Here is a 24,093-nt window from a genome sequence, read left to right as displayed (position 1 = left end):
AGAAGCGCTCTCGGGTTCCTCCGGTGCAGCCAGGCGCCAGGCCGCACCCCGTTCCCCGCCGCACGTGCACACCCAGAACCGCACGGGCACCCAGAAGTCCTTCCCCGCCCCCAGAGACACACAGGCAGACACAAGGAGTTCGCCATGCTGAACGAGACGCTGCTGTGCACCGAGACCACGGACCTCGTCATCGAGAACCTGCAGTACATCCCCGCTGAGGTCACCCCCCTGGGCATGTGCTTCTGCTTCAACGCCGGCTCCGAGACCGAGTGACACACCGGTGAGGAGACTGGAGCACCGGACGCTCTCCCTCCCTTCGGCCGCCGCCGGAGTCGGCTTCAAGCCGCACCTCCGCGTCGAGACCGTCCCCGGCGAGGGGGTCTACCTGATCTCCGCCCACGGCGTGACCGTGCTGCGCGGAACGCTGATCGCGACCCTCGCCCCGCTGCTCGACGGCTCCCGGGACCGGGAACGGCTGCTGGCCGACGCCGCCGCGCTGCGTCCGGCACTGGATCCGGAACGGACCGACGAGGTCCTCACCCGGCTCTCCCGCGCCGGTCTCCTCACCGACACCGCTCCTCCCCGTCGCCCCCTCTCCAGCACCTCCAGCACCTGCGACGCCGCGGAGTTGGCCTACTGGGAGCTGGCCGGGCTCGACGGACCCAAGGCCGCCCGCACGGTGGCCGCCGCCTCGGTCCGCCTGCTCTGCCTCGGCTCGACCCGTCGGGACGAGGTCCTCACCGCCCTCCTCGCGGCCGGCCTGACCGTGCTCGCGGAGGACGCGAGCGGAGAGCAGTCCGGCACGGCGGCCGCCGCCGGTGCCGCCGCCGCTGCCGCTGCCGAACTCACCGTCGTCGCCTGCGACGACTACCTCGACGCCGGACTCGCCCGGATCGACGCCGAACAGCGCGCCGCCGGTCGCCCCTGGCTGCTCTTCAAGCCCAGCGGCCCGTCCTGCTGGATCGGGCCCGTCCTGGTCCCGCAGCAGAACGCCTGCTGGCACTGCATGGCCCACCGGCTGCGGCTCAACCGCCAGCCGGAGACCCGGCTCCAGCAACTCCTCGGCCGCAGCGGCCCGGTGCCGCACCCGCCGAGCGCCCACCCCGCCGGAGCGGCGGCGGCCGTCCACCTCGCCGCCCTGGAGGCGGCCAAGTGGCTCGGCGGCGTCCGCACCCCGCACCAGGCCGACCTGGTCACCCTGGACACGACGACCCTGGAGAGCCGCCGCCACACCGTCGTCCGCCGCCCGCAGTGCCCCTGCTGCGGCAACCCGACGCTGGTCGCCGACCGGGTCACCGCCCCGGTGGTCCCGCTCTCCCGGCCCAAGGTCACGCTCGACGGGGGCGACCACCGCTCCGCCTCGCCCCAGCAGGTGTTGGACGCGTACGGGCACCTGGTCAGCCCGGTCACCGGCGCGGTCCGCGAACTGCGCCGCGACAGCCGCGGACCCGCCTTCCTCAACTGCTACCGCGCGGGCGATAATCCGGCGTCCGTCGCCCGCGACCACGCCGCCGTCCGCGCCGGGCTGCGCACCTGGAGCTCGGGCAAGGGCGCCACGCCCCTGCACGCCAAGGTCAGCGCGCTCTGCGAGGCGCTGGAGCGGCACAGCGGCCACTACCAGGGCGACGAGCCCGTCGTCCGCGCCTCCCTGCGCGAACTCGGCCCCGACGCCCTCCACCCGGACGTGGTCCAGTTGTTCCACCCGCGCCAGGTCGTCGAGTGGTACGCCGAGCGGAACAGACCCGGCGCGGCGGCCCGCGGCGTCTTCAACCAACTCTGCGACCCCGTGGACGAGGAGGAGCAGCTCGACTGGACGCCGGTCTGGTCGCTGACCGAGCAGCGTCGCCGGCTGCTGCCCACCGCCCTCCTCTACTACCGCGCGCCCCAGCCGCCCGGCCGCGTCGTCTGCCAGGCCACGTCCAACGGCACCGCCGCCGGCAGCAGCCTGGAGGACGCGATCCTCCAGGGCTTCCTGGAGCTGGTCGAGCGGGACAGCGTCGCCCTGTGGTGGTACAACCGGCTGCGCCGACCGGCCGTGGACCTCGCCGCCTACACCGATCCGTGGATCGCCGAGCACCTGACGGTCCATCGGGACATGGGTCGCACCGTCTGGGTGCTCGACCTCACCGCCGACCTCGGCATCCCCGTCTTCGCCGCCTTCTCGGCCCGTGCCGACCGCACCGGGGACTCCGCACAGGCCGCGTCGCCTCAGGCTGCCTCCCCGCAGGACATCGTGATGGGCTTCGGCGCCCACTTCGACTCCCGGGTCGCGCTGCGCCGCGCGCTGTCCGAGAGCAACCAGATGCTCCCGGCCGTCCTGGACGCGAAGGACGGCAGCGGCTACGGCTGCGACGACCCGGTCACCCTCGACTGGTTCCGCAACGCCACCACGGAGAACCAGCCCTACCTGCTGCCCGACCCGGCCGCGCCCACCCGCGCACCCGCCGACTTCCCCTACCGGCCCCGGGCCGACCTGCGCGACGACGTGCTGGACGTGGTAGAGCTGCTCCGCGGCCACGGCCTGGAACTGCTGGTCCTCGACCAGACCCGGCCCGACCTCGGCATCCCGGTGGCCAAGGTGATCGTCCCCGGACTGCGCCCGTTCTGGGCCCGGTTCGCCGCCGGTCGGCTCTACGACGTACCGGTCCGGCTCGGCTGGCTGAAGGCCCCGACCCGCTACGAGGACCTCAACCCCATCCCGTTCTTCCTCTGACCATGCGCTGCTCCACCGCAGTCAACTCCCCATATGCCATTGGTTCCAGCAACAGTGATCCGGTAACAGAAAGGGCTGAAAGCACATACTTCGGCAACACACTTACGACGTTGTTTCTCCTAGGATGACCTCGTCGCGCACACCGCTGGCCTGAGTTGGTGGGGGGTAGTCGTGGGGGAGTTCCACAAGAGCGGTTCCGTTACGCCCGGATCCGGTAAACCGGCGATGGGACTTGCGAACTTCGCCCCACGAACGGCGCAGGTGATCACCGGCGTCGTGATCGTCGGATTTTTCCTGATCGCCCTCAGCTACGCGGTGAGCAACCGGCTTTCGGCCATCGGGCTGCTGGGATTCGTCGCGATCCTGAGCGTGCTGCTGGCCCTGCAGACGATCCACTCCTTCCCGGCGATCGCCCCGCGCCTGGCGCCGTACCGCCGCGAGAGCCTGGCGCTGCAGGGGGTGCTGACCTATGTGCCGTTCTTCTTCTACGGGGACGCCTGGCTCGGCATGCCGGGGTTCCTCGCGTCCTCGGCGCTGCTGGTGCTGCCCGCGGCTGCGGGCTGGACGGTCTTCGGCCTGGTCGTCGCCGCCGCCGCTCCCGTGCAGCTGCTGGTCGGCTACCCGGTCGGCGACATGCTCTACAACATCGTGGCCGTCGCGCTGACCGCCGCCATCGTCACCGGGCTGAGCCGGATGTCCGACCTGGTCTCCGAACTGCAGCTGGCCCGCATCGAGCTGGCCCGCGTCGCGGTGATGCAGGAACGGCTGCGCTTCGCCCGCGACCTGCACGACCTGCTCGGCTACAGCATCTCCACGGTCACCCTGAAGTGCGAGTTCGCGCACCGGATCGTCACCAGCCAGCCCGACCGCGCCCAGCACGAGCTGGAGGAGATCCTGCAGATCTCCCGGCAGGCGCTCTCCGACGTGCGGACGCTGGCCAGCAACTACCGCTCCAAGACGGTGCTTCCCGAGGCGCTGGCGGTGCAGTCGATGCTCAGCTCCGTCGGCATCGACGCCGAGGTGGACATCCCGGACGGCCTGCAACTGCCGAACGAGGTCGACGCCACCCTGGTCGCGGTGCTGCGCGAGGGCGTCACCAACATGCTCCGCCACAGCAAGGCGGGCCACTGCCGGATCGCGCTCCGCCTCACCCCGCCGATGGTCACGCTGACGCTGTGGAACGACGGCGCGTCGGCCCTGCCGGTCATTCCGCACGGTCACGGCCATGGGCACGGGCACGGGAGCGGCGCCCATGTCTCGGACAGCGGCTCGGGCGCGCCCGGCGGCAGCGGGATCGTCAACCTGACCCAGCGACTGGTCGAGCTCGGCGGTTCCCTGAGCGCGGGCACGGCCGACGACGGCTACCTGCTGCGGGCCGTCGTCCAGCTCCCCGCGGAGCCCGCCGACCCGGCGTCGGACGCGGACGCGGATACGGACTCCGACTCGACGCCCTCCTCGGCCGACCTGGCGGTCTGCTGACCCACGCCAGGCGGGCCGGCACCAGGCGGCAGGCATCCGGCAGCCGGCGCTCGGCGGCAGAGCGACCGCTCAGAGCCAGCCGGACTCCTTCGCGATCCGCACCGCGTCCAGGCGGTTGCGCGCGTTGAGCTTGGTCACGATGTTGGTCAGGTAGTTCCGGACCGTCCCTGAGGCCAGGAAGAGCCGGGCGGCGATCTGCCCGACGTCCTCCCCCTCGGCGGTCAGCCGCAGCACCTCAATGTCGCGCGGCGTCAGCGGGCTGGTCTCGGCCTCCAGGGCCGCCAGCGCCAGCTTGGGGTCGATGGCGTGGCCGCCCGCGGCGACCGAGCGGATGGCGTTCGCCAGCACGTCCGGCTCGGCGTCCTTGAGCATGAAACCGACCGCGTGCGCGGCGAGCGCGCGTCGCAGGTTCCCCGGACGCCCGAGGCTGGTGAGGATCATCGTCCGGCAGGAGGGGAGCTGCTTGTGCAGGCACTCGCTCGCGGTGATGCCGTCCATGCCGGGCAGTTCGATGTCGAGGACCGCGACGTCGGGTCTGAGTTTCAGCGCCAGGGGCAGGATCTCGTCGCCCCGCGCGGTCTCGCCGACGATCTCCAGGTCGTCTTCCAGGCTCAGGAGTGAAACCAGGGCCTTCCGAAGCATGAGCATGTCCTCAGCGATCAGGATGCTGATCACGCTCCACCACCGCCTTCCTCAACGCGCATGCGCAGGAGGAATTCCCCCTGTTGATGCCATGTCAGCATACGGTGAGTTCCTGTGTCTGACGGAGGCCCTAACACCGGCGAACATTCCTTCGCGGTAACGGACTTGGGGTTCCGCTTGGCCTTGCGGGATTCCACCTGTGACCCCGCTCTGCAATTCCTCTGAATCCGTCCACGAAGCACCCGCTAACCACCGGTGGAACGCCCGCGAAGTGGCCCGCAACGGGACTACTGGCTGCGGGCCAATGCCTCTTCTGCCGTTCCGCCCGGGGCGCACCGCCACCCGTCCAACACTGTAAGGCGCACCCGGACCAGCCACGCCTCCGCCGGGCGCTCGTCCGGCGCGGCGGGCAGTACACCGGGAGAGGAGAACGCCTCCTCCGCCGCCGCAAGGAGCGCCTCCGCCTCGCCCGGGCGGGCCGCGATCCGCTCCCCGTCGGCCCGCAGTCGTGCGGGGTCATCGACGCGTACCCGCAGCTCGCCGGTGCGGTGCAGGTGGACTCCCTGTTCCAGCAGCCGCAGCAGGTGCCGGGCGTGCTTGGCCAGCCGCGCGGGCGGGACCGCGCCTGGGCCGTCGTCCCGCGCCTCCTTGGCGACCAGCTTGCGGAACTGCTGCGTCGCGTAGCCGAGGTACGCGTTGCGCACCGCCCGCGCGCTCAGGAACGAGCGGCGGATGCCGATCAGCTCCTCCCCCAGTGCCGTCCGCGTCAGGTAGCCGTCCTCCGGCAGCCAGACCAGCTCCGACGCGGTCGGGTTGGCGCTCAGCGCCAAGCGGCACCACTTGGCCGCCTCGTGCAGCGTCCGGTCCGGCGCGGTGGTCACCACCGACTCCCCGGGCCGGTGCAGGCCGAACAGCCGCTCCGTCGGCGCCGCGTAGACGCCCAGCCGGTCCACGTCCGACCCGGCGTGCGCCAGCCCGTACGCGGTGGACCCGACCACGCCCTCCAGCAGCACCCGCCCCTGTTCCTCGGCCACGACCCACCACTCCCCCGCCTGCCCCGGCTCGCTCTCCGGATTGCTCTCCGGTTCGCTCTGTGGGGAGTCTGCCGTGCCGCCCGGGGCCGGGCCCACCGGATTACCGACCGACCGCTCAGCCGATTGCCGACAGAAAAACCGTTGCGATCGCCGAGGCGGCCTGCCTACCGTGGCAGCACACAGAAGGGAGGTGATCCTGTAGTGAGTACATTCAGGACGCGTGAGGTGGCTGCGCGCTAGCGCCGCCCCGCCCGCAGCGGCTGGTGCAGCGGGCACTTCCACAGCGCGCAAGCGCAATCCATAGCAGTCACCCGGCCCGCAGGCCCACCGGATCGTCCTCCGGTGCCCACGTCCCCGTTCCTAGGTCGGGGATGGGAGCAAGCCTGCGGGCCGTCTGCGTTTCGCGTGCCCTTCGCCGGCCATTCGCCGGCCTTTCGACGCCGGCTCTATCGGTCGCGGCGCGGCCAGAGACCTCCGCCGCCGCAGCCGGTCAGGACGGGTCCGGCGGCCACGCAGGTCGGCGGCGGCGCCGGGTGGGTCGGGATCGGGAAGGTCGGGACCGGGTGGACCGGCCGGGCGGTCGTCGTCGGGCGGGTGACGCTTCCGCCCCCGTTCGCCGAGGGGCCCTGGAGACTGCCCGTCGCCTGCACCGCCGCGCCGCAGGCGAGCAGCACCGCGGCCAGCACCGTCAGTCCGACGGATGCGCGCAGGGCCCGGGTCGCCGAGAGTCCTGAGTCGACGTCCGTCATCAGTCGATGTATTCCTGGGCGACCTGCACGTACTCGAAGCCCTTGACCTCGGTGGCGATCCGCATCTCACCGGTGTTCGACGAGGCGATCAGGGAGTTGAGCAGACCGGAGATCGCCGAGCTCAGCGCCGACTCGGTGTCCGAACCGTCGGCGATGAACAGGGCCTTGGTCGCCACCTTCTCCAGCACCTCGCGCTGGGCGGAGCCGAAGCCGTAGGCGATCACGTGCGGGTGGCGTGCCCAGCCCTTGTCGACCAGCCTGCGGAATGAGTCCTGCCACCGCGAGTCGGTCGGAGCGCCGTCGGTCAGGAAGAACACCGCCGGGCGCAGCACGCTGAGGTTCTGCATCCGCAGGTCCCTGACGTCCTCCTCGATGCACTCGCGCAGCCGGTCGAAGGTCTTGCCGTACTCCGTGCCGCCACCGCAGATCACCTCCGGCAGGGCCGGGACCTGCTCCATGTCGGACATCGGGATCACCACGTGCACCTCGGTGGAGAAGGCGATCACGCTGACCCGGGCGAACTCCGAGACGCGCGGGTTCGTCGCCAGGTTGTAGTGCAGCCGGGACAGGGTGGCGTTGAGTACCGCCTCGTGCGGCTTCATCGACGAGGACGCGTCGATCACGACGTAGGTGGGCAGGCAGACGGACATGAGGCACCTCTGATCTGGATCTAGTGGTGGGAGGCGATCAGCGCGAAGAGCAGGATCACGGCGAGGACGACCAGGAACGCCCATCCGCCGCTTCCGCTGTTCGCAGGCTGCGGCTTCTTCACCTCGGGTGCCGCAGACGCCTGGACCTTCTTGGTGAACGCCGATTCAGGCCCCCGCACGGCCCCGGCGGCGACGGCGACGGTGACGGCTGTGGACTGCGGAGCGGTGCGAGGCTGCGGGACCGCCCGGGGCAGCTTCGGCAGCTCGTCGCGCGTGGCGCGTGGCACGGTCCTGAGGTAGGGCCCGCCGTTCAGTGCCAGGTTCAGCTGGCCCGCCGAGGGCCGCCGCTCGCGGTCGGTCGCGAGCAGCATGTCCAACAGCACCTCCGTGGCGGCGGACCGGTTCGGCCAGGGTGACGCGGCGACGGTGTGGAAGGCGTGCGCGTCACGCTGCCCCGTCAGGCACTTGGCGACCAGCAGTCCGATCCGGTACCGGTCGGTGTACGTGTCCGCGTCGGTCCCGGGCGGTGTGCGCGGGTCCTCCCAGTTCGGCTGGTGGACGTCGATCATCTTCTTCGGCTGGCAGCCGTCGACGTCGATCAGGTAGACCGAACGCCGGTCCGGGCTCCAAAAGGCGTTGGAGAACGACCAGTCGGAGTAGACAAGGCCCAACCCCTCCAGGATCGCCGCGAGTTCCGTCAGCCCACGACAGGCGGCCAGCCTGCCCTCGAAGCCGGGCCTGGGCAGTCCGATCCGCTGGATCGACTCGTCGGACTTCGCCAGCCAGTCGATCTCCACGAAGCGGCGCTCGCTGAACGCGCCGCGCCGCAGCTCGTGCCGGTAGTGCTCGGGCGCCATCGGGATCACGCAGCCGGCGACGGGGTTGTCGGGTTCCTCGATCCGGGCGGCGGGCCAGCAGGTCCCCGCGTACAGGGCCGCACGGTCCGCGCTCGACAGCGTGCCCGGAGCGGAGATGAGCTGGTCGAGCCGGCGGGCGTCCTCCACGTGCTGGCCCTGGCGGTAGAGCTTGGCCAGCCACCCCGGATGGTCCGCCAGCGGCTTCACCGCGACGGCCTGGCCGTTGTGTTCGGAGATCGCCTCGGCGAGCGGTCCGAGATCGCTGAGGCTCACGGTCCGCGCCAACGGCCAACCCCGCGGATCGTCGCTGTCGGTCACCTCGGTCACGGCGGTCACGGCGGTCACATCGGTCACGGCGGTCACCGGCTCGGTCTCGGTCTCGGGGTCGGTCATGACCGCCCCCCGTTCCACACCACGACCGCGGTGCGGTCGTCCAGGCACTGCGGCGCGTCGAAGCCGACGTCGGCGGTGAACCGCGTGGCAGGGACCGGAGCGCGCCAGGCGTTCGCGAAGTACGCGTTGACGTTGCCCTCCTGGTCCGCCCACGCGTCGCCGATCCCGTCGGTCACGAGGGCGAGCGCGGCGCCGGGAGCCAGCCGGACGTAGTGACCCCGGGCCAGGTGCGCCGTGTCAGGAAGCCGTCCGGCGACCTCGTTCGAAACCACCGCCGCCGCACGGTCCTTGGCCTCCCCCGAGGAGAAGAGCCACAGCGGTCGCTGCGGGTCGAGCAGCCAGGCCGAGCTGTCGCCCAGCCACCCGATCCAGGCCTCCGCGACGCCGTTCGCGTCCGGCTCCGCGACCACCGCGGTGATCAGTACGGTGGACACCTGCGAGGAGTCGACCCCGCGTGCGGCAGCCTGCCCGGCGACGGACTCCGCGATCCGCCCGAACACCTCCTCGGCGTCGAGCTTGTCGAAGCCGACCGCGTCGATCCGCTCGCGCAGCAGGGTGACGGCCCGGCTGGAGGCCGTGGTGGACCCGACGTCGGACCAGGCCGCGCTGGACACGCCGTCGGCCACGGCCACGATCGCGTACCGGCTGTCCCGGCTCCGCCCGATCCGGTAGGAGTCCTGCCGTGGCTCGGCAGGCTGGGCGCAACGGTGGCCGGGCCCGATGACGGAGGCCGCCCGGATGGTGAAGGCGCCGACCGTGGCCTCGTCGGCCGCGATCCCGTTCTGGACCGTGCGCTCCGGCAACTGCCAGGGGTAGCCCTGGGCGCGGGCGCCCTCGCCGAAGCGGGGAACGCTCAGATCGGTCGGCCGCTCCCGCAGGAACGGCTTGGGCTTCGGGGGCTGAGGTCGGGGCTGCTGCACCGCGGGCCCGTTGACGAAGCGGCAGACCGGGGCCTCCGCGGAGGACGGAGGCTGCGGCTGGGGCTGTTGTTCGAGCCGCTCTCGCTGCCGCGCGAGCGTCTCGGCGGCCTCGGACCCCAGCACGGCCGACGCCCCGACGACGCCCACAGCCGCGAGCGCAAACAGGTCCACCAGGAGTCCGTACTGCCGGTGCGGCAGGCTGACCTCGACAAAGGACCCGGCGACGACGACCACGAGCACCACCGCCCGCAGCCAGCCGTCCATGAGGCCGGGCCGGCTGTCGTCCGCGTTCACGGCGCTTCCTCGGAGTCGTGGGACTTCGGTCCGGAGGCGAAGTGCTGACTACCGTGCTGCACGGCGAATACCTCCCCTGAATGGGTGGCGGAATTGACCTGGAGCGCGATGCCCGGCCTTTCCGGGTTCCGCAACGAGGCCAGGGCCATGACGTCCTGGGCGAGCGCCGGATTCCGGTCGAGCAGCCGGGACAGGGCCTCGGTCCAGTAGTCCAGGACCGTGGCGTCGACCGCTCCCCTCGTGGCGGTCGACGCACGGTCCAGCGCTACGGACAGCTCCCTGCGATGGCTGCGGCGGGCGTGCGCGATGACGCCGCTCATCAGGTTCTTGGCCTCGTCCCAGAGGTCGGTGCCCATGGCGGCGACCAGCGCGGTGGCACCGCTCGCGGCCAGCTCGGCGAGTTCCTCGTTCATGGGCCCGAATCAACTCCGCTTGCTCTCATGGATGTTCTGGACGCCGTGGGTGCCGACAGCAAAGACCGTGCTGCGCCCCTCCGCTCGGACGAGCTGCTCCACGGTCCCCGGCTCACGCGCCGCCGCCCGCATTCCGGAGCCTTGGCCGGAACCCGTGCAGGAGCCCGAACCCGAACCCGCGTCGGTCCCCCGACCGGCGTCGACACGCGGCCCGACGGGGCTGCCCGGGTACCAGAGCCAGGCCGTGGCCGCGTACTCCTTGACCTGGACCGCGGCCTCACTGAAGGCGTCCGCGTCGAGCCCCTCGTGGCCGTGCCCGACCGCGTCCTCGTGGAAGTGATGCGACAGGATCGCGGCCACCGGCGTACCGCTGGTGCCGGTCAGTGCCGCCTGCCGCAGCGCGGCCGAGTCGAGCAGCCGCGCCAAGGCCTCGAACGGGGCGCCGGAGACGCCGCCCTCCGGGTCGACCCGGATCTCCCCCGCGTGCGCCGCGACCCGCACGCGCATCCGGACCTCCGGGGCCGCGCGCCGATTGTGCGCGTGGATCCGCGAGTTGAGCTCCGGCAGCAACGGGACCAGCAGCCTGGCCTTGGGCAACCCGGCCGGGGCCACCAGCTGGCAGCCGTCTCCGGTGTCGACGTACGCGAAGTCCCGCTCGTCCAGTTCCGCGCCGCCCATGGCCCCGGACAGCGCCGAGCGCAGGACGCTGCGGATCTCCTGCAGCCGCTGCTCGCCACGCCCCGCGGAACCCGCGATGTCGCACGCCAGCAGCGCTCGGTATTCGTACCTCGGATTCACAATCCCTCCGCGATGACGACGAGGGCCGGCCATTCGAAGATCGAATTGCCGTGGGCACCGGTTCTCCGGTGTCGAGTACATGATTGACGGGATCGTAGGGGAGGGGTCCCCCGGCAGAACGGCTACAAATACGGCTTGTACGGCTTCGGCCGAACAACGAAGAGGGGTAAGGCCGATGAGCAACACACGGGTGCGCGGGTCGGCGACGTACTGGCCGCCCACCGGGCTGCTCGGCCGGGTCGACGAGCGCGACCGTGAGGTCCTGCTGGCGCTCGGCCACGGCGTGGTCTACCCGGCCGGCCAGGTCACCATCCGCGAGGCGGACACCTCGGACTTCGCGCTGCTCCTGCTCGGCGGCACGGTGAAGGTCACCGCGCATGCCCAGGACGGCCGCGAGGCGCTGCTGGCCGTACGGATGGCCGGGGACCTGGTCGGCGAACTCGCCGGGATCGACGGTGAGCCCCGCGTCGGCACCGTGACCACCTGCGGCAAGGTGCTGGCCCGCTACATCCTGCGCTCGGAACTGATGGAGTGCACAAAGCAGCACCCCGCCATAGGACTTGCCCTGAACGCCAGCGTGGTGGCCAAGCTCCGCACGGCGACCGGCCGGATCGTCGACTTCACCGGTTGCGACGTGCTCGGACGCCTGGCGCGGATCCTGCACCACCTCGCCGTCACCTACGGCCGCCCCGGCCGCAGGGATGCCCAACTGCCGCTGTCACAACCGGAGATGGCCACCCTGGTCGGCGCGGCCGAGTCCTCGGTCCACAAGGCCCTGCGGGCGCTGCGCGAGTCGGGCGCGGTTGCGACCGGCTACCGCTGGATCACGATCCTCGACCTGGACCTCCTCGCCCGCATCGCCGCCGAGGCCGGACCCGGCGGGCCTGCCGGGCCGGGCGGCCCGCCGGAAACGAATCTCTCCAAACACGTATAAACGTCGGGTCTGCACCTCGGTCGCGCTGCCAACATGACCGGGCGCCGGAACCCGGGCGTGGAAGAACGGGGAAAGCAGATGCCAGAGAACCCTGAGCAAGTGGCGCTCCGAGCGAACACCGAAACGCGGGACAGGTCCGGGTACGTGCAGGTCGGTGACGTGACCGGCGGCACGGTGATCGTCGGTGACAACAACACCGTGCACCTCGTGAAGATCACCGCCCGTCCGGTCAGGCGCAGTCCGATCTCCCAGCTGCCGCGCCCGGTGGCCGATCCGCTGATCGGCCGCGAGCGGGACGTCCAGGTGCTCCGGACGGCCGTCGAGACGCGCCAGTTGGTGCAGGTCTGGGGCGCGTCCGGGGTCGGCAAGAGCGCTCTGCTGCGCCACCTGGCGCGCACGCTGCCACGCGGCCCCGAGGGCGTCGCCTACATCGAGGCCGGCGGACGCACCGCGGACGACATCGCGCAGGCCATCTTCGACATCAGCTTCGACGCGCCGAAGTACAAGCCGTCGCCGGAGGTGCTCAAGGAGCACCTCAAAACGCTGAAGCTGCGGATCTACCTGGACGACGCCGGGCTCGACGAGAGGAACCTGCGCCGGCTCCTGGACATGGCCGAGCAGTCCACCTTCGTCCTCACCTCGCAGCAACCGACCGCGCTCAGCGGCGTCCACGCGGTCCAGCTCGCCGGACTCACGGCCCCCGCCGCCGCGGAGCTGGTGCACACCCTGCTGGGCCGCGAGTTACGGCAGGACGAGACCCGGATCGTCAAGGCGCTGTGCGCGGCGGTGGAGGGCAACCCGCTCAAGCTCCGGCGCATCGCCATGTCGGCCCAGACCGGCAAGGGCCTGCCAGGCATCACCGACCTCCCCGAACTGCTCCCCGCACTGGTGAGGCAGCTCGCACCGGAGGAGCGCGACCTGCTCCACCTGCTCGGCTCGCTCTCCGGCGCGGAGTTGGCCGCACGACACCTGAACGACCTGCTCGGCCGGACGGACGCCGCCACGCTCGCGGGCGGCCTGGTCCGACACGGCCTGCTGATCGCCTCCGAGACCGGCTACGGCTGCCCGCCGGACGTCGCCGCCTGCGTGCTCGGCACCCGCAAGACGGAGTTCCCGGCCGATCCACTGTGCCGAACGCTCACCGCCTGGGTGGAGGACACCGCCACCACCCCCGACGACGTCGCGGCACACTTCCAAGCCCTCGACCTCGCGGTCCTGCGCGCCGAGACGCGCGGAAGCGCCCAACTCGGCGTCGCCCTGGCCCGTGCCGCCTCACCGAAGCTGGCCCTGTCCCGGCAGTTCGACGCCTGGGGCAGCCTGCTGGGCGCCGGTTGGACCGTCGCGCGGACCGCGGGCGACAAGAAGGCCGAGGAGTTCTTCCTCCACGAGGCGCGCACCCGGCGCCGGGCGATCGGCCGTGCCGCGCAGACCACGGCCCTGGTGCTGGAGGCGGAGGTCCTGTTCAAGGAGCTCGCCACCTTGCACGCGCACGCGCTTGCCGCCCCGCACCTCTCCACCGCCGCAGCCGCCCTGACCCCGCCGCCGATCCACCTTCTCCCCGCACCACACGTCGTGGCCAACCCACCGACCTTCACGCCGCCGCCCACCACCCCGCCGCCCGTGCATGTAACCCCGCCGGTGCACATGGCAAGGCCGGTCTTCGACCTGACCAAGGCCACCCAACAGCCCCCCGCCGCCGCCCACGCGACCGGCACACACCCCTCGGCCGTGCACGTACCCAAGAAGATCGATCTCTCCAAGCCACACGCATCGCACACCGGCCACGCCCCGCACAGCTCGCACGCCTCGCATGCCGCACACGCGTCGCACGCGCCCCACAGTGGCCACACCGGCCACGCCGCGCACGCGACCCACCACGCGGCGCACCACACGGCCCACGCCGCCGCCCACGCTTCGCACGCCGCCGCGAGCGCGGGCGGCCACACCGCAGTCGCCACCGGCGTGGCCGCGACGGGCAAGGCGGGAGGCATGTCGGCGCTCGCCCTCACCTGCACGATCGGCGCCGTGGCCGTCGTGGGCGTGGGAGCCACGATCTACGCGACCAACCAGTCCTCCGTCGATCCCGCCTGCACGGCCATGGCCTCCACCTGGTCGTCGGAGGTCAGCCAGTACAACTCCGACTTCACCGCCTTCCAGAGTGCGTCCGACAACAGCACGCAGAGCTCCGACGCCCAGAACGAGATCAACGACCTGCAAGCGATCGCGTCCACGGTGCAGCAGGCCCAGTCCCAGGCCAAGTCCAGCTCCGTGCAGTCGGACCTCAACACCATCCTGACTCTTGATCAGCAACTGGTGCAGCAGTTCCAGACCTTCGCGAACGGCCCGCAGAACAGCACGTTCGACGACACGAGCCAGGTCAACTCCCTCAACTCGGCCGTCCAGAGCCTCCAGAGCGACTGCGGCTCCTGATCCGCCCCCGAGACCGAGACCGACACCGATGACGACGAAAGGCCACCATGTCCGCAAAGCCCGAGCGCCAGAGCGTCCGCATCGGCGATGTCTCCGGCACCGCGATCGTCGGCGACAACAACCACGTCACGACCACGAAGCACGAACCGGACCAGCCCCAGCCCCAACTCCGCCAGCAGAACTCCGCGGAGGGGCACGCCACCGTCTTCGCCGTCGAGCACGGCGTCATGCACGTCACGCAGAACACCGCAGCCGCCCCTGAAGCAGAAGGCGACGAAGGGTGATCGCCGCCACCCAGCACTGAGCAACACGTAAATCACGCGAACCGGAAGCAACCCCAGCCCACTTGGAGGCCTGATCCATGTCCCGTCCCCTGCGGCCCAACCGCCGATCCGTGCTCAAGGCCGGTATGGGCCTCGCCCTGGCCGGCGCCGGTGCCTACGCCACCGGGCTGTCCGCCGCCACTCCGGCCGCCGCCGCGCAGAGCGGCACCCCGCTGTGCGACAACCCCGGCGACTCCGCGAGCGCGGTGGGCCTGGGCTCCGGCGACCTCGGCATTCCGTACTTCAGGGAGCACGACGGGAGTTGGGGCTATGTCTTCGGCGACTCGTGGCGGGGCATGCAGCAGGGCGTCCCCTACCTCGGCTCACCGGTGATGCTGAACCAGGCCAGCTTCGACTCCTCCGGCGCGACCCCGATCTCCTTCACCTGGGCGGAGCCGAACGGCACGGCCGCCCAGCTGTTCGACTACAACCACAACGCGGACAACGGGTACGGCTTCGAGGTCAGCCGCATCCCCAACGACTGCATCGAGTTCGGCGGCCGGACCTACATCCAGTACACGTCCGTCGCCACCTGGTCCCCGCCCGCCGGGTACGACGGCTCGCTCATGTCGGGCGTCGCCTACTCCGACGACTACGGCGCGACCTGGACCGACTTCCCCTACCACTGGGACGGTGACACCCGCGGGGTGAACCAGTCCCTGTACGGCATGTGGTCGTTCGCGGGCATCGACCCCGACGGCTGGCTCTACATCTTCTCGAAGCGCTGGAACGGGACCCACAACAACACCGCCGACGCCGGAGCGATCCAGCTCTTCCGTATCCAGCCGGGCGACTTCCACGACGGGAACTTCGGGGCCCAGCAGAACTGGGCCTACCTCGACGGCTCCTGGCAGTGGACCACGGCGGCTCCGCCGTCAGTCATCCTCTCCGGCAACAACACCGGCGAGTTCTCGGTGAAGCTGATCGGCGGAACCTACTGCATGAGCTACTTCGACACGGTCCTCGGCACCATCTTCACGCGCACCGCGTCCCGCCCGGACGCCGTATGGAGCACCCCGAACCCGCAGGTCACCGCGCTGACCGTGCCCAACCTCTACGGCGGCTACATCCACCCCGGCAGCGCCGGTGCCAACTCGCTGACCCTCATCGTGTCCCAGTGGGACGGCACCGTGGGCCAGCCGCCCTACTGGGTCCGGCAGTTCGACGGGATCAACCCCTGACGTGACGACAGGGCCCCCTGGCAGCTCGAAGGGTGGGTACGCCCTCCAAGCCGTCCACGGGGCCCTGTCGATGTCCGGGAGCCCAACGCCTGCTCAGTCCTGCCAACGCCCGCTCAGTCCTGCTCCGCCAGCAGCTCCAGGTCCTGCGCGCTCAGCGTCGCGGTCTTCAGCAGTTCCCTGATCAGGTTGACGCTGAGCGTCGCGCCGACCGGCTCGCCGACCTCGTCCCGCAGCAGGCCCCGCACGCCCCGGCGGTGCAGGCGCTCGCGGACGTCCTCGACGGTGTTCGCCACCGACTTGTACGTCCAGGACTTGGTCACGTACGGCGAGGCGTTGACCAGACGCGCGGTGTCCTCCCACGGCAGCGGGAGCGGGAACGCGTCGTGGCCCTCCAGATAGCGCCTGGAGAGCGCGGTGAGCACCAGCCGCTCCTGCGGCGAGAGTTCGTAGACCGTCTCCGGGTCCACGGTCTCCGCGCTGCTCGTGGAACGGGGGTGCCGGTCGTCCTCGTCCACCAGACGGACCTCCACCAGATGGGAGCGCTGCTTGGACGAGTTGATCACCAGCGGGGTGTACCCGGCCGTCAGGATCCGCTTGTGCCCGGTGAGCATCAGCACGCCGTCGGGCAGTTCGATCGGGAGGTTTCCGGTGTTGACCAGCCACCAGTCGCCGTCCGCGCCCGTGCAGGTGAAGACGCCGTGCCGACGGCTGACCGTCGGGTCGTCGACGCCGACGGGCACGTGCACGTCATCGCGGTCGCGTCCGAACAGCAACGTGTACCGGCGCGGCGGCACCGCGTACCCGCCCTCCGGACCCAGTACGAAGATCGTTCCCGGCGGCGCCGTCGGCACTCGGTCGGCGGGACTCCCGGGTGGCAACATCTGGGGTGGAAAGGTTCCTGACGCCATGTCACATCCTCCGGCTCGGCTCGCGCCAGTGTACGAAGGCACGATGGGGACCGGTCCTCACACAGTGTGCGAAGCACTGGTATCCAAGATGTGCGAAGTCCCGCATACCCGCACGCCAAGCCTGTCAACACGCCATGCTGGCCGTGGACTTGTTGATAGCCTGTCAACCTTGAGTGCACGCAGTCGGGGGACCTGCCGATGATGGACAGCACGATCGCCGAACCGCTCGGCCCGGACGATCCGCAGGAGATCGGCAGCTTCACCGTCATCGGTGTGCTCGGCACCGGCGGCATGGGCGAGGTCTACCTCGGCGTGTCGGACCGGGGCTACGCCGCCGTCAAACGCGTCCGGGCACGACTGGTCTCCAGCGAGCGCTTCGAGCGCGAGGTCGGCATCCTCTACCGGGTGCCGGTCGGGGTCGGGCCGAGGATGCTGGCGAGCGACGGCACCGCGGACCGGCCCTGGTTCGCCGCCGAGTACGTGCCGGGGCTGACCGTCGACGAGGCCGTCCGGCTGCGCGGCCCGCTGCCCGCCGAGGCGCTGTGGCTGCTGCTGGCCGAGACCGCCGCCCAACTGCACGCCGTGCACGCGTCCGGCATCGTGCACCGGGACGTGAAGCCCGGCAACGTGATGCTGGTCCGCGACGGCGTGAAGCTGATCGACTTCGGCATCGCGCGCGCCGCCGACCAGGCAAGGCTCACCAAGAGCGGTGGCAGCTACGGAACCCAGGGCTTCTCGGCACCGGAGCAGCAGTCCGGCGACGAGAACGTGGGCGCACCCGCGGACGTCTACGGGCTCGGAGCGCTCCTGCTCTACGCGGCCTCGGGCCGCACGCCCGGCGTCGTCCCCGACGTCGAACCGCTGCGTGCCGTGGACGCGGACCTCGCCGCCCTCGTCGCGTCGTGCCTCGCCACCGACCCCGAAGCCCGCCGCACCGCCCACGAGTTGGCCGAGGCCGCGCGCGGGCACCTGCCGGACCCGTGCCCGTCCTGGCCGTCCGAGGTCATGGCCCGCATCGCCGCACGACGCGACTTCGCCGCTACGCCGGTCAGCAAGATGGACACCGTTCCGCCACCGGATGCGGAGCCCCAGCCCGGGCCCGACTCCGAGGCCCCGACCGTCCGCACACCCAGCCGGCGCGCGCGCCTGATCCTGCTGCCGACCGCCGTTGTGGTCGCGCTGGCCGCGATCGCCGCGTTCGCGTTCTTCCCCGGGTCCACGCAGCCCGGCGCCCAAGGGACGTCCGGCGGCGCGACGTACACCCTCCAGCCCGTGGGCCGGACGACGCAGTCGTCCTCCGCGAGCCCGAGTGGTTCCACCGCCTCCCCCACCAGGTCCGGCTCCGCGTCGCCGGGGGTCCCGACGGTCACGGCCGGACCGAGCGGCGGCACGGGCGGTACCGGCGGCAACGGCGTAGGCGGCGGTAACGGCGTGGGCGGTGCCACCGGCGGCGGTGCGGCCACCCCGCCGGGCGGGCCCGGCACGACCTCGAACCCCGGTCCCGGTCCGGGCCCGTCCAGCGCTCCTCCCGCGCCCGGCCCCAGCCCCACCGCGTCGTCGATCAGCGGCATCAACGGCAGCGACGACACCGCACAGGTCCGCGGCTCCGAGGCGGACACCGACTGGTACGCCAACGACGCCGCCTGCTCCGCCTGGCTGGACAGCGACGGCGCGGGCAACCTCGCGGGCGTGGTCAACACCTCGATGGGCGACAGCTGCCAGGCCGTGCTCTACCGCAGCCCCGGCGGCATGGCCTTCGGCTTCTGGGCCTCCTACGGCGCCGCGAAGACCAACTTCCTCCCGGACACCGGCTACGCGATGTGGATCTGCGTCTGGAAGATCGGCGACCAGTCCGACGAGAAGTGCTCGCCCCGCTTCGGCATGAACGGCCACACCCCGGTCATGCAGTAAGCCCCCGAAACGCGGACAGGCCGCCCCCGGAAGGGGACGGCCTGTCGGTGAAGCTGTCTGTCGGTGAAGCTGCCTGTCGGTGAACCCGACCGAGGTCAGTTCTTCCAGCGCGGCTTGCGGTCGGCGGAGCCACCGGCGCGGAAGCCGGAGGAGCCACGGTCGTCACGGCGCTGGAAGCCGCCACGGTCGTCACGGCGGTCGTCCCGACGGAAGTTGCCGGACGCCGGACGGTGGTCGTCGCGACGGGCGCCGAAGGACGGACGACGGTCACGGTCGCCACCGAAGGAGCGACCCGCGCCGTAGGACGGACGGTCCTCGCGACGCTGGAAGCCACCACGCTCGCCGCCACGGTCGCCGCCGCGGTCACCGCGGTCGTCACGACGGTCGTCACGGCGGAAGCCCTCACGGTCGTCACGACGCTGGAAACCACCACGCTCGCCACCGCGGTCATCCCGACGCTGGAAACCACCACGGTCATCGCGACGGTCATCGCGGCGGAAGCCCTCACGGTCGTCACGACGCTGGAAGCCACCACGCTCGCCACCGCGGTCATCCCGACGCTGGAAACCACCACGGTCGTCGCGACGGTCGTCCCGGCGGAAGCCGCCACGGTCGTCACGACGCTGGAAGCCGCCACGGTCACCACGGTCGTCGCGGCCGCGCTCCTCGCGGGACGAGAAGCCACGGTCCGCACGCGGCGCGCGGGCCTCGACCTCGACCGGGGCGTCGGCAGCGTCGCGGGCCTCGGCAACCGCGACCGCGGTGCCCTCGGCCGCCTCGGCACCGTCCGTCGCGTCCGCGACCGGCTCGTCCTCCAGGCCCAGCTCGGCACGCTCGTTGGCGGCGCGGCTGGCCAGACGGTCGGCCTCGTCGCGGAGGCTGGCGGCGTGGCGGGTGGCCCGCTCCAACTCCTTGGTCAGCGAGGCGACATCGCGCTCGGCCTGCTTGGCCTGGGTCGCGGCCGACTCGGCCTGAACCTCCGTCAGCGAACGGGCGCCGGTGATGCGGACCAGGTCCGCGTCGAAGGAGCCGCCGACGATGTGGCGGGTCGCCTCGACACCGGCGTCCTCCAGCAGACGGAAGGTGCTGCGGCGCTGGTGCGGCAGGATCAGCGTGACGACCGTGCCGGAGCGACCGGCACGCGCCGTGCGGCCGGAGCGGTGCAGGTAGTCCTTGTGGTCACCGGCCGGGTCCACGTTGAGCACCAGGTCGATGCCGTCGACGTGGATACCGCGAGCGGCGACGTCGGTGGCGACGAGGACGTTGACGTAGCCGTCCTTGAAGTCGCCGAGGGTGCGGGTACGCGCGCCCTGGGTCATGCCGCCGTGCAGCGCGTCGGCCTTGACGCCCGCGTCACGCAGCTGGTCGGCGACGCGGTCGCAGCCCATCTGGGTGCGGACGAAGATGATCGTGCGGCCCTTGCGGGCGGCGATCGCGTTGGTGACCGGCGCCTTGTCCTTGGGCTTCACGACCAGGACGTGGTGGGTCATGGTGGTGACCGCACCGGCGGACGGGTCGACCTCGTGGGTGACCGGGTTGACCAGGTAGCGCTTGACCAGGGTCCCGATCTCGTTCTCCAGCGTCGCGGAGAACAGCATCCGCTGGCCGCCGGCCGGGACCTTGTCGAGGAGCTCGGTGACCTCGGGCAGGAAGCCCATGTCGGCCATCTGGTCGGCCTCGTCGAGGACGACGATCTCGGTCTCTTCGAGCGAGCAGGCGTTGCGGTCGATCAGGTCGCGCAGACGACCGGGGGTGGCGACGAGGATGTCGACGCCGCGCTCCAGGGCCCAGATCTGCTTCGGCATCGAGGTGCCACCGCAGACGACCTTGAGGTTCAGGCCGAGGACCGAGCCGTACGGCTCCAGCGCGTCGGAGACCTGCATGGCCAGCTCGCGGGTCGGCACCAGGATCAGGCCGCGCGGACGCTTGGCACGGGTGCGGCCCTCGGTCAGGCGGGTCAGCAGCGGCAGGCCGAAGCTCAGCGTCTTGCCGGAGCCGGTACGGCCACGGCCGAGGACGTCCTTACCGGCGAGCGCGTCCGGGATGGTCGCGGCCTGGATCGGGAACGGGGTGGTCACACCGCGCTTGGCCAGCGTGCGGACGATCTCGTCCGGCAGGCCCAGGTCGCCGAAGGTGACCGTCTTCTCGTCGGAGTCAGTGGAGTTGGCGTCGGTGGTGTCGACGGAGTCAGTGGTGTCGGCGGCGTCAGCCGGGGTCTCGATGAGGGCCTCGTGCTCCGCAGCCTCGACGTTTTCGGGCATGGCGAAGCGGGCGTCGTCAACGATGGACATGAAAAACCTTCCGGATATTGGCACGCGCCAAGGTCCGCAGGTTTCCAAACCGCCTCTATGCGGTCAGCCACGGAGTGCCGGAACGCGCCAAGGGCGCCTTATCTTCCAGCGCCGGGCAAATTGAACACAACGATCTACCAAGATAGCCCAGGCCTCGCACTCGGGGCAAACAAGGCACCGGAGACCCGAGTCACACGCCCCTCACCCCCAATTCGCGCCCCGGATCACGCCCCGAATCACGCCCGGAGTGCCGCTCCGGACGCGGTGGCGGAGGGGCTCGGGGGGCTCGGCGAGGGCGTCGGCGGAGGCGAGGTGGTCGGGGGCGGCGTGGACGGCTGCACCCGGGAAGGGCTGGGGCTTGGCTGCGAGGGCGGCGTCAGCGTCGGCCGGACACCGCTGGTACTGGGCAGCGGGGTGACCACGACCGGCTGGCCGCCGAGCTGAGGCGAGGGCGTGCCGCTGGGGCGTGCCCCCGGCGTAGGACTACCGGCGGGGGCGCTCACGCCCGGCCCCGCGCTGGGGCGGTCACCGCCCCGGTGCCGCGGCTGCTCCGTCGGCGTGGCCACACCGTCCTGCGAGCCACCCACACCCGCCGGCGCGGCCGTCGGCACACCGGCCCCCGTGGGCGCCGTCGCCGGACCCACCTCCATGCACCCGGCCAGCGTCGGCAGCGCACCGACCACGGCCCCGGCCACCACCACGAACGCGAGCGCCCGGCGCGCCCGCACTTCGACCTTTGCCACCGCGTCCGGCCCCGCTTCCTCTACTGCGCGTCCTGTCCCGCCGATCCCCTTCCCCTCTCCAACGCGCCCACCGGCCAAAGGACACGCACGCGTCAACCCGCCCGCGCGACTCGCGCCCCTCCGCTCACCCGTACCCCAACTGGTGCAACCGCTGGTCGTCAATCCCGAAGTGATGCCCGATCTCATGCACGACCGTCACCCCGACCTCCCGCACCACCTCGTCCTCGCTGCGGCACATCCGCAACGTCGGATTCCGGTAGACGGTGATCCGGTCCGGCAGCACCCCGGCGTACCAGTCCCCGCGCTCGGTCAGCGGCGTCCCCTCGTACAGCCCGAGCAGGTCCGACCGGCCCGGCGCGGGGTCGTCCTCGACGAAGATCACCACGTTGTCCATCAAACGGGTGAGCTCCACCGGGATCCGGTCCAGCGCCTCCCCGACCAGCTCCTCGAACCGCTCCCGTCCCATCTCCAGCACGCCCTAAGCCCCTGACCTCGTAATCGATTTTGGCGTTCCCGCTCGGATCCCATATGCTTCTGAACGTCCCCGACGGCCGCAAGGAAGCCGGGAGGGTCCAAACGCCCTCATCGTCTAGTGGCCCAGGACGCCGCCCTTTCAAGGCGGTAGCACGGGTTCGAATCCCGTTGGGGGCACGGCATTGCCCGTGCATGTACGTTGTGCACATGGCTCCGTGGAGCAGTTGGTTAGCTCGCCACCCTGTCAAGGTGGAGGTCGCGGGTTCAAGTCCCGTCGGAGTCGCGCAGGCTCTCTCGCAAGAGAGAACCTGGCCAGGTAGCTCAGTTGGTACGAGCGTCCGCCTGAAAAGCGGAAGGTCGCCGGTTCGACCCCGGCCCTGGCCACCTTGTTTGACCAGCAGAAATGCCCCCGCTCGATCATCGAGCAGGGGCATTTTTCGTATCCCCGGGCAACCGCTACGACAACGGCTCGGCCTGGCTGAGTACGCTAAGTACTTGACGTACTTCCTGGCTGGAGCGACTCTGGTTCTCGGACGAGGAGGCTTGCCATGACAGCAGTCCACTACGAGAGCTACACCGAAGCCCGAGCACACCTGAAGGACCTGCTGGACGCAGCAGGGCAAGGCCGGGTCGCGACCGTCCGCAGGGACACCGAGTACGCGGCGGTCGTCGACGCGGGACGCCTGCGCCACGCCCTCACCCTGCTGTGCCCCTCGACCGCCGAGGTCGTGGCCGAGGACGGAGGCTGGTCGATGTTCTTCCCCGGCCTGCCGGTCGCAGCAGACGGCAGTACCTTCGACGAGGCTGTCGACGAGATGGTTGTCGCCCTGCGCGAGTACGCGGATGACTGGCAGGACCGACTCCTCAACGCGCCAAACCACCGCGACAACTGGGGAGTCGTCCAACTGATCGGGCTGAGCGACGACACGCAGCTACGCGACTGGCTGCTCGGGAGCGCCAAGTGATCTGGCCTCAGCCGACACGCGAACGGCATGAGCAGTTCTGCAAAGTCGAGCGCTGGGAGCGCGTACGCGATGCCCGTGGCCGCACCGGCACCCACCACGTGACATATGAACTCGGACTCGCCGACGGGCGCATCCTGCGCACCCGGGTCTCTCACCCCGTGGACCGCACAACGTACGGGCCCGGCATGTGGGCACACATCCTCCGCGACCAACTGGATGTGACGGAAGACGTGTTCTGGCCCTGCGTCCTGGACGGCATCCTGCCTGGCCGAGGCGCACCCGAACCCCCGCGCCAGGCGCTCCCCGCAGACCTGGTCTTCCTGCTGATCAACCGTGTCGGGCTCACCGAGGACGAGATCGCGAAGCTAACCAAATCCGAAGCTATTGAGCGCCTCCAACGGTTCTGGACCGAAGGCCCGTAGACCTGGAGAAGCGCCGGATACCCCGAACATGAGGCTGCGCAGACCGAGTTCACATGTCGGCCCGCAGCGCCAACCGGGCGCAAAACGCCGCGATCGGCAGCTCGATCGCCAGCGCCAGCACCCACGCCAGGGCGAGGGACGGGCCATGGGAGGTGGTGATGTCGAACCAGGCGTCCGTCACCAGGAGGACGAACGTCGCGCTCGCCGTCAGCGCGTAGCGGCGGTCGCCGCGGCGGAGGAGCGCGCCCGTGGCGGCGAGGCCCGCGAGCTCCATCACGTCCAGCCCGACCCAGGACCACTCCCCCAGCGTGCCCAGCAGCACCACCCACGGAATCAGCGCGATGCTCATCCCCACCAGCACCGCCGGCACGGACAACCCCCGCCGCCTGCCCGCGCTTCGCGCCGCCGCGCCCGCACCGAACTGCGACTGCGACTGCGCTGTCACCGTGCTCATGGCTCCCCCTCGGGCTGTGCGACCACCGGCCCGACGCCTGTCGGGCACAGTGATCAGCCTGCTCGGTTCGCCGCGCCAAGTCGGTAGCCCCTACAGCCCAGTTGGGGGTGGTGCC

The 24,093-nt window shown here is 71.1% G+C and carries 23 protein-coding genes and 3 tRNA genes; 13 read left to right on the top strand and 13 right to left on the bottom strand.

What is annotated here, in order from left to right:
- Nucleotides 1-144 precede the first annotated feature (144 nt).
- The 3 genes from I2501_RS40205 to I2501_RS10220 all read left to right on the top strand — a co-directional run bounded on the left by I2501_RS40205 (nt 145) and on the right by I2501_RS10220 (nt 4,192).
- Nucleotides 145-273 carry a hypothetical protein gene (locus I2501_RS40205; RefSeq protein ID WP_268926889.1) on the top strand — a complete coding sequence of 43 codons (129 nt, stop codon included), beginning with the start codon at nt 145-147 and terminating at the stop codon, nt 271-273.
- A gap of 7 nt (nt 274-280) precedes the next feature.
- On the top strand, nt 281-2,713 hold the full coding sequence (locus I2501_RS10225; RefSeq protein ID WP_328806297.1) for a TOMM precursor leader peptide-binding protein: 2,433 nt from the start codon (nt 281-283) through the stop codon (nt 2,711-2,713).
- A 225-nt stretch (nt 2,714-2,938) separates the two neighbouring features.
- On the top strand, nt 2,939-4,192 hold the full coding sequence (locus tag I2501_RS10220; RefSeq protein ID WP_196193543.1) for a sensor histidine kinase: 1,254 nt from the start codon (nt 2,939-2,941) through the stop codon (nt 4,190-4,192).
- Between the two features lie 69 nt (nt 4,193-4,261).
- On the opposite strand, the gene I2501_RS10215 is transcribed toward I2501_RS10220, so the two are convergent.
- From I2501_RS10215 to I2501_RS10180, 8 genes are all read right to left on the bottom strand, one after another.
- Nucleotides 4,262-4,867, bottom strand: a complete 606-nt coding sequence (locus I2501_RS10215) for a response regulator transcription factor (protein WP_196193542.1) — start codon at nt 4,865-4,867, stop codon at nt 4,262-4,264.
- Between the two features lie 254 nt (nt 4,868-5,121).
- Complete coding sequence (locus I2501_RS10210; protein ID WP_196193541.1) at nt 5,122-5,868, bottom strand: nucleotidyltransferase domain-containing protein; 747 nt, start codon at nt 5,866-5,868, stop codon at nt 5,122-5,124.
- A gap of 446 nt (nt 5,869-6,314) precedes the next feature.
- Complete coding sequence (locus I2501_RS10205) at nt 6,315-6,617, bottom strand: hypothetical protein (RefSeq protein WP_196193540.1); 303 nt, start codon at nt 6,615-6,617, stop codon at nt 6,315-6,317.
- Nucleotides 6,617-7,267: a vWA domain-containing protein gene (locus I2501_RS10200; protein ID WP_196193539.1), complete on the bottom strand. Its 651-nt coding sequence runs from the start codon at nt 7,265-7,267 to the stop codon at nt 6,617-6,619. The genes I2501_RS10205 and I2501_RS10200 overlap by 1 nt, the downstream gene beginning before the upstream one ends.
- Before the next feature lie 20 nt (nt 7,268-7,287).
- The gene (locus tag I2501_RS10195) at nt 7,288-8,517 is read right to left on the bottom strand and encodes a hypothetical protein (RefSeq protein WP_196193538.1); all 1,230 of its coding nucleotides are present in this window, start codon (nt 8,515-8,517) and stop codon (nt 7,288-7,290) included.
- On the bottom strand, nt 8,514-9,731 hold the full coding sequence (locus tag I2501_RS10190) for a protein phosphatase 2C domain-containing protein (RefSeq protein ID WP_196193537.1): 1,218 nt from the start codon (nt 9,729-9,731) through the stop codon (nt 8,514-8,516). The genes I2501_RS10195 and I2501_RS10190 overlap by 4 nt, the downstream gene beginning before the upstream one ends.
- Nucleotides 9,728-10,144, bottom strand: coding sequence for a hypothetical protein (locus I2501_RS10185; RefSeq protein WP_196193536.1), 417 nt, complete (start codon nt 10,142-10,144; stop codon nt 9,728-9,730). Before I2501_RS10185 ends, I2501_RS10190 begins: the two co-directional genes overlap by 4 nt.
- A 9-nt stretch (nt 10,145-10,153) precedes the next feature.
- Nucleotides 10,154-10,942 carry a hypothetical protein gene (locus I2501_RS10180; RefSeq protein WP_196193535.1) on the bottom strand — a complete coding sequence of 263 codons (789 nt, stop codon included), beginning with the start codon at nt 10,940-10,942 and terminating at the stop codon, nt 10,154-10,156.
- A 175-nt stretch (nt 10,943-11,117) separates the two neighbouring features.
- Between I2501_RS10180 and I2501_RS10175 the strand changes: the two genes are divergently transcribed.
- From I2501_RS10175 to I2501_RS10160, 4 genes are all read left to right on the top strand, one after another.
- The gene (locus tag I2501_RS10175; RefSeq protein WP_196193534.1) at nt 11,118-11,876 is read left to right on the top strand and encodes a Crp/Fnr family transcriptional regulator; all 759 of its coding nucleotides are present in this window, start codon (nt 11,118-11,120) and stop codon (nt 11,874-11,876) included.
- Between the two features lie 144 nt (nt 11,877-12,020).
- Nucleotides 12,021-14,306, top strand: a complete 2,286-nt coding sequence (locus I2501_RS10170) for an AAA family ATPase (protein WP_196193533.1) — start codon at nt 12,021-12,023, stop codon at nt 14,304-14,306.
- Nucleotides 14,307-14,353: 47 nt separating this feature from the next.
- Nucleotides 14,354-14,590 (top strand): hypothetical protein, encoded by a 237-nt coding sequence (locus tag I2501_RS10165; protein ID WP_196193532.1) that lies wholly within the window; start codon nt 14,354-14,356, stop codon nt 14,588-14,590.
- A gap of 77 nt (nt 14,591-14,667) precedes the next feature.
- The gene (locus I2501_RS10160) at nt 14,668-15,810 is read left to right on the top strand and encodes a DUF4185 domain-containing protein (protein ID WP_196193531.1); all 1,143 of its coding nucleotides are present in this window, start codon (nt 14,668-14,670) and stop codon (nt 15,808-15,810) included.
- 113 nt (nt 15,811-15,923) lie between these two features.
- Here I2501_RS10160 and I2501_RS10155 read toward each other — a convergent pair whose 3' ends face one another.
- Nucleotides 15,924-16,661 (bottom strand): FHA domain-containing protein, encoded by a 738-nt coding sequence (locus I2501_RS10155; protein ID WP_328806296.1) that lies wholly within the window; start codon nt 16,659-16,661, stop codon nt 15,924-15,926.
- A gap of 255 nt (nt 16,662-16,916) precedes the next feature.
- On the opposite strand from I2501_RS10155, the gene I2501_RS10150 reads away from it, so the two are divergent.
- On the top strand, nt 16,917-18,629 hold the full coding sequence (locus I2501_RS10150) for a serine/threonine-protein kinase (protein ID WP_196193529.1): 1,713 nt from the start codon (nt 16,917-16,919) through the stop codon (nt 18,627-18,629).
- A gap of 95 nt (nt 18,630-18,724) precedes the next feature.
- On the opposite strand, the gene I2501_RS10145 is transcribed toward I2501_RS10150, so the two are convergent.
- The 3 genes from I2501_RS10145 to I2501_RS10135 form a co-directional block, all read right to left on the bottom strand.
- Nucleotides 18,725-20,920, bottom strand: coding sequence for a DEAD/DEAH box helicase (locus I2501_RS10145; protein ID WP_196193528.1), 2,196 nt, complete (start codon nt 20,918-20,920; stop codon nt 18,725-18,727).
- A gap of 236 nt (nt 20,921-21,156) precedes the next feature.
- Nucleotides 21,157-21,663 carry a hypothetical protein gene (locus tag I2501_RS10140; RefSeq protein ID WP_196193527.1) on the bottom strand — a complete coding sequence of 169 codons (507 nt, stop codon included), beginning with the start codon at nt 21,661-21,663 and terminating at the stop codon, nt 21,157-21,159.
- 124 nt (nt 21,664-21,787) lie between these two features.
- Nucleotides 21,788-22,138: a metallopeptidase family protein gene (locus tag I2501_RS10135; protein WP_196193526.1), complete on the bottom strand. Its 351-nt coding sequence runs from the start codon at nt 22,136-22,138 to the stop codon at nt 21,788-21,790.
- Between the two features lie 103 nt (nt 22,139-22,241).
- Between I2501_RS10135 and I2501_RS10130 the strand changes: the two genes are divergently transcribed.
- The 5 genes from I2501_RS10130 (at nt 22,242) to I2501_RS10110 (ending at nt 23,524) form a co-directional block, all read left to right on the top strand.
- A tRNA-Glu gene (locus I2501_RS10130) sits at nt 22,242-22,314 on the top strand.
- A gap of 32 nt (nt 22,315-22,346) precedes the next feature.
- Nucleotides 22,347-22,420: transfer RNA gene (locus I2501_RS10125), tRNA-Asp, on the top strand.
- Between the two features lie 27 nt (nt 22,421-22,447).
- A tRNA-Phe gene (locus I2501_RS10120) sits at nt 22,448-22,521 on the top strand.
- Between the two features lie 164 nt (nt 22,522-22,685).
- On the top strand, nt 22,686-23,102 hold the full coding sequence (locus I2501_RS10115; protein ID WP_196193525.1) for a prevent-host-death protein: 417 nt from the start codon (nt 22,686-22,688) through the stop codon (nt 23,100-23,102).
- Complete coding sequence (locus I2501_RS10110; RefSeq protein WP_196193524.1) at nt 23,099-23,524, top strand: cytotoxic translational repressor of toxin-antitoxin stability system; 426 nt, start codon at nt 23,099-23,101, stop codon at nt 23,522-23,524. Before I2501_RS10115 ends, I2501_RS10110 begins: the two co-directional genes overlap by 4 nt.
- 49 nt (nt 23,525-23,573) lie before the next feature.
- On the opposite strand, the gene I2501_RS10105 is transcribed toward I2501_RS10110, so the two are convergent.
- Nucleotides 23,574-23,978, bottom strand: a complete 405-nt coding sequence (locus I2501_RS10105) for a hypothetical protein (RefSeq protein WP_196193523.1) — start codon at nt 23,976-23,978, stop codon at nt 23,574-23,576.
- Between the last annotated feature and the right edge of the window lie 115 nt (nt 23,979-24,093).

Origin of the sequence: Streptacidiphilus fuscans (assembly GCF_015690355.1) — a bacterium.
GTDB lineage: Bacteria > Actinomycetota > Actinomycetes > Streptomycetales > Streptomycetaceae > Streptacidiphilus > Streptacidiphilus fuscans.
This window is presented reverse-complemented; position numbering and strand designations above follow the sequence as displayed.

Bases quoted from the DNA above. Each gene is read 5' to 3' on its own strand.
- I2501_RS40205 (WP_268926889.1), top strand. From the start codon at position 145: ATGCTGAACGAGACGCTGCTGTGCACCGAGACCACGGACCTCGTCATC.
- I2501_RS10220 (WP_196193543.1), top strand. From the start codon at position 2,939: ATGGGACTTGCGAACTTCGCCCCACGAACGGCGCAGGTGATCACCGGC.
- I2501_RS10205 (WP_196193540.1), bottom strand. From the start codon at position 6,617: ATGACGGACGTCGACTCAGGACTCTCGGCGACCCGGGCCCTGCGCGCA.
- I2501_RS10200 (WP_196193539.1), bottom strand. From the start codon at position 7,267: ATGTCCGTCTGCCTGCCCACCTACGTCGTGATCGACGCGTCCTCGTCG.
- I2501_RS10195 (WP_196193538.1), bottom strand. From the start codon at position 8,517: ATGACCGACCCCGAGACCGAGACCGAGCCGGTGACCGCCGTGACCGAT.
- I2501_RS10185 (WP_196193536.1), bottom strand. From the start codon at position 10,144: ATGAACGAGGAACTCGCCGAGCTGGCCGCGAGCGGTGCCACCGCGCTG.
- I2501_RS10175 (WP_196193534.1), top strand. From the start codon at position 11,118: ATGAGCAACACACGGGTGCGCGGGTCGGCGACGTACTGGCCGCCCACC.
- I2501_RS10165 (WP_196193532.1), top strand. From the start codon at position 14,354: ATGTCCGCAAAGCCCGAGCGCCAGAGCGTCCGCATCGGCGATGTCTCC.
- I2501_RS10160 (WP_196193531.1), top strand. From the start codon at position 14,668: ATGTCCCGTCCCCTGCGGCCCAACCGCCGATCCGTGCTCAAGGCCGGT.
- I2501_RS10150 (WP_196193529.1), top strand. From the start codon at position 16,917: ATGATGGACAGCACGATCGCCGAACCGCTCGGCCCGGACGATCCGCAG.
- I2501_RS10145 (WP_196193528.1), bottom strand. From the start codon at position 20,920: ATGTCCATCGTTGACGACGCCCGCTTCGCCATGCCCGAAAACGTCGAG.
- I2501_RS10115 (WP_196193525.1), top strand. From the start codon at position 22,686: ATGACAGCAGTCCACTACGAGAGCTACACCGAAGCCCGAGCACACCTG.
- I2501_RS10105 (WP_196193523.1), bottom strand. From the start codon at position 23,978: ATGAGCACGGTGACAGCGCAGTCGCAGTCGCAGTTCGGTGCGGGCGCG.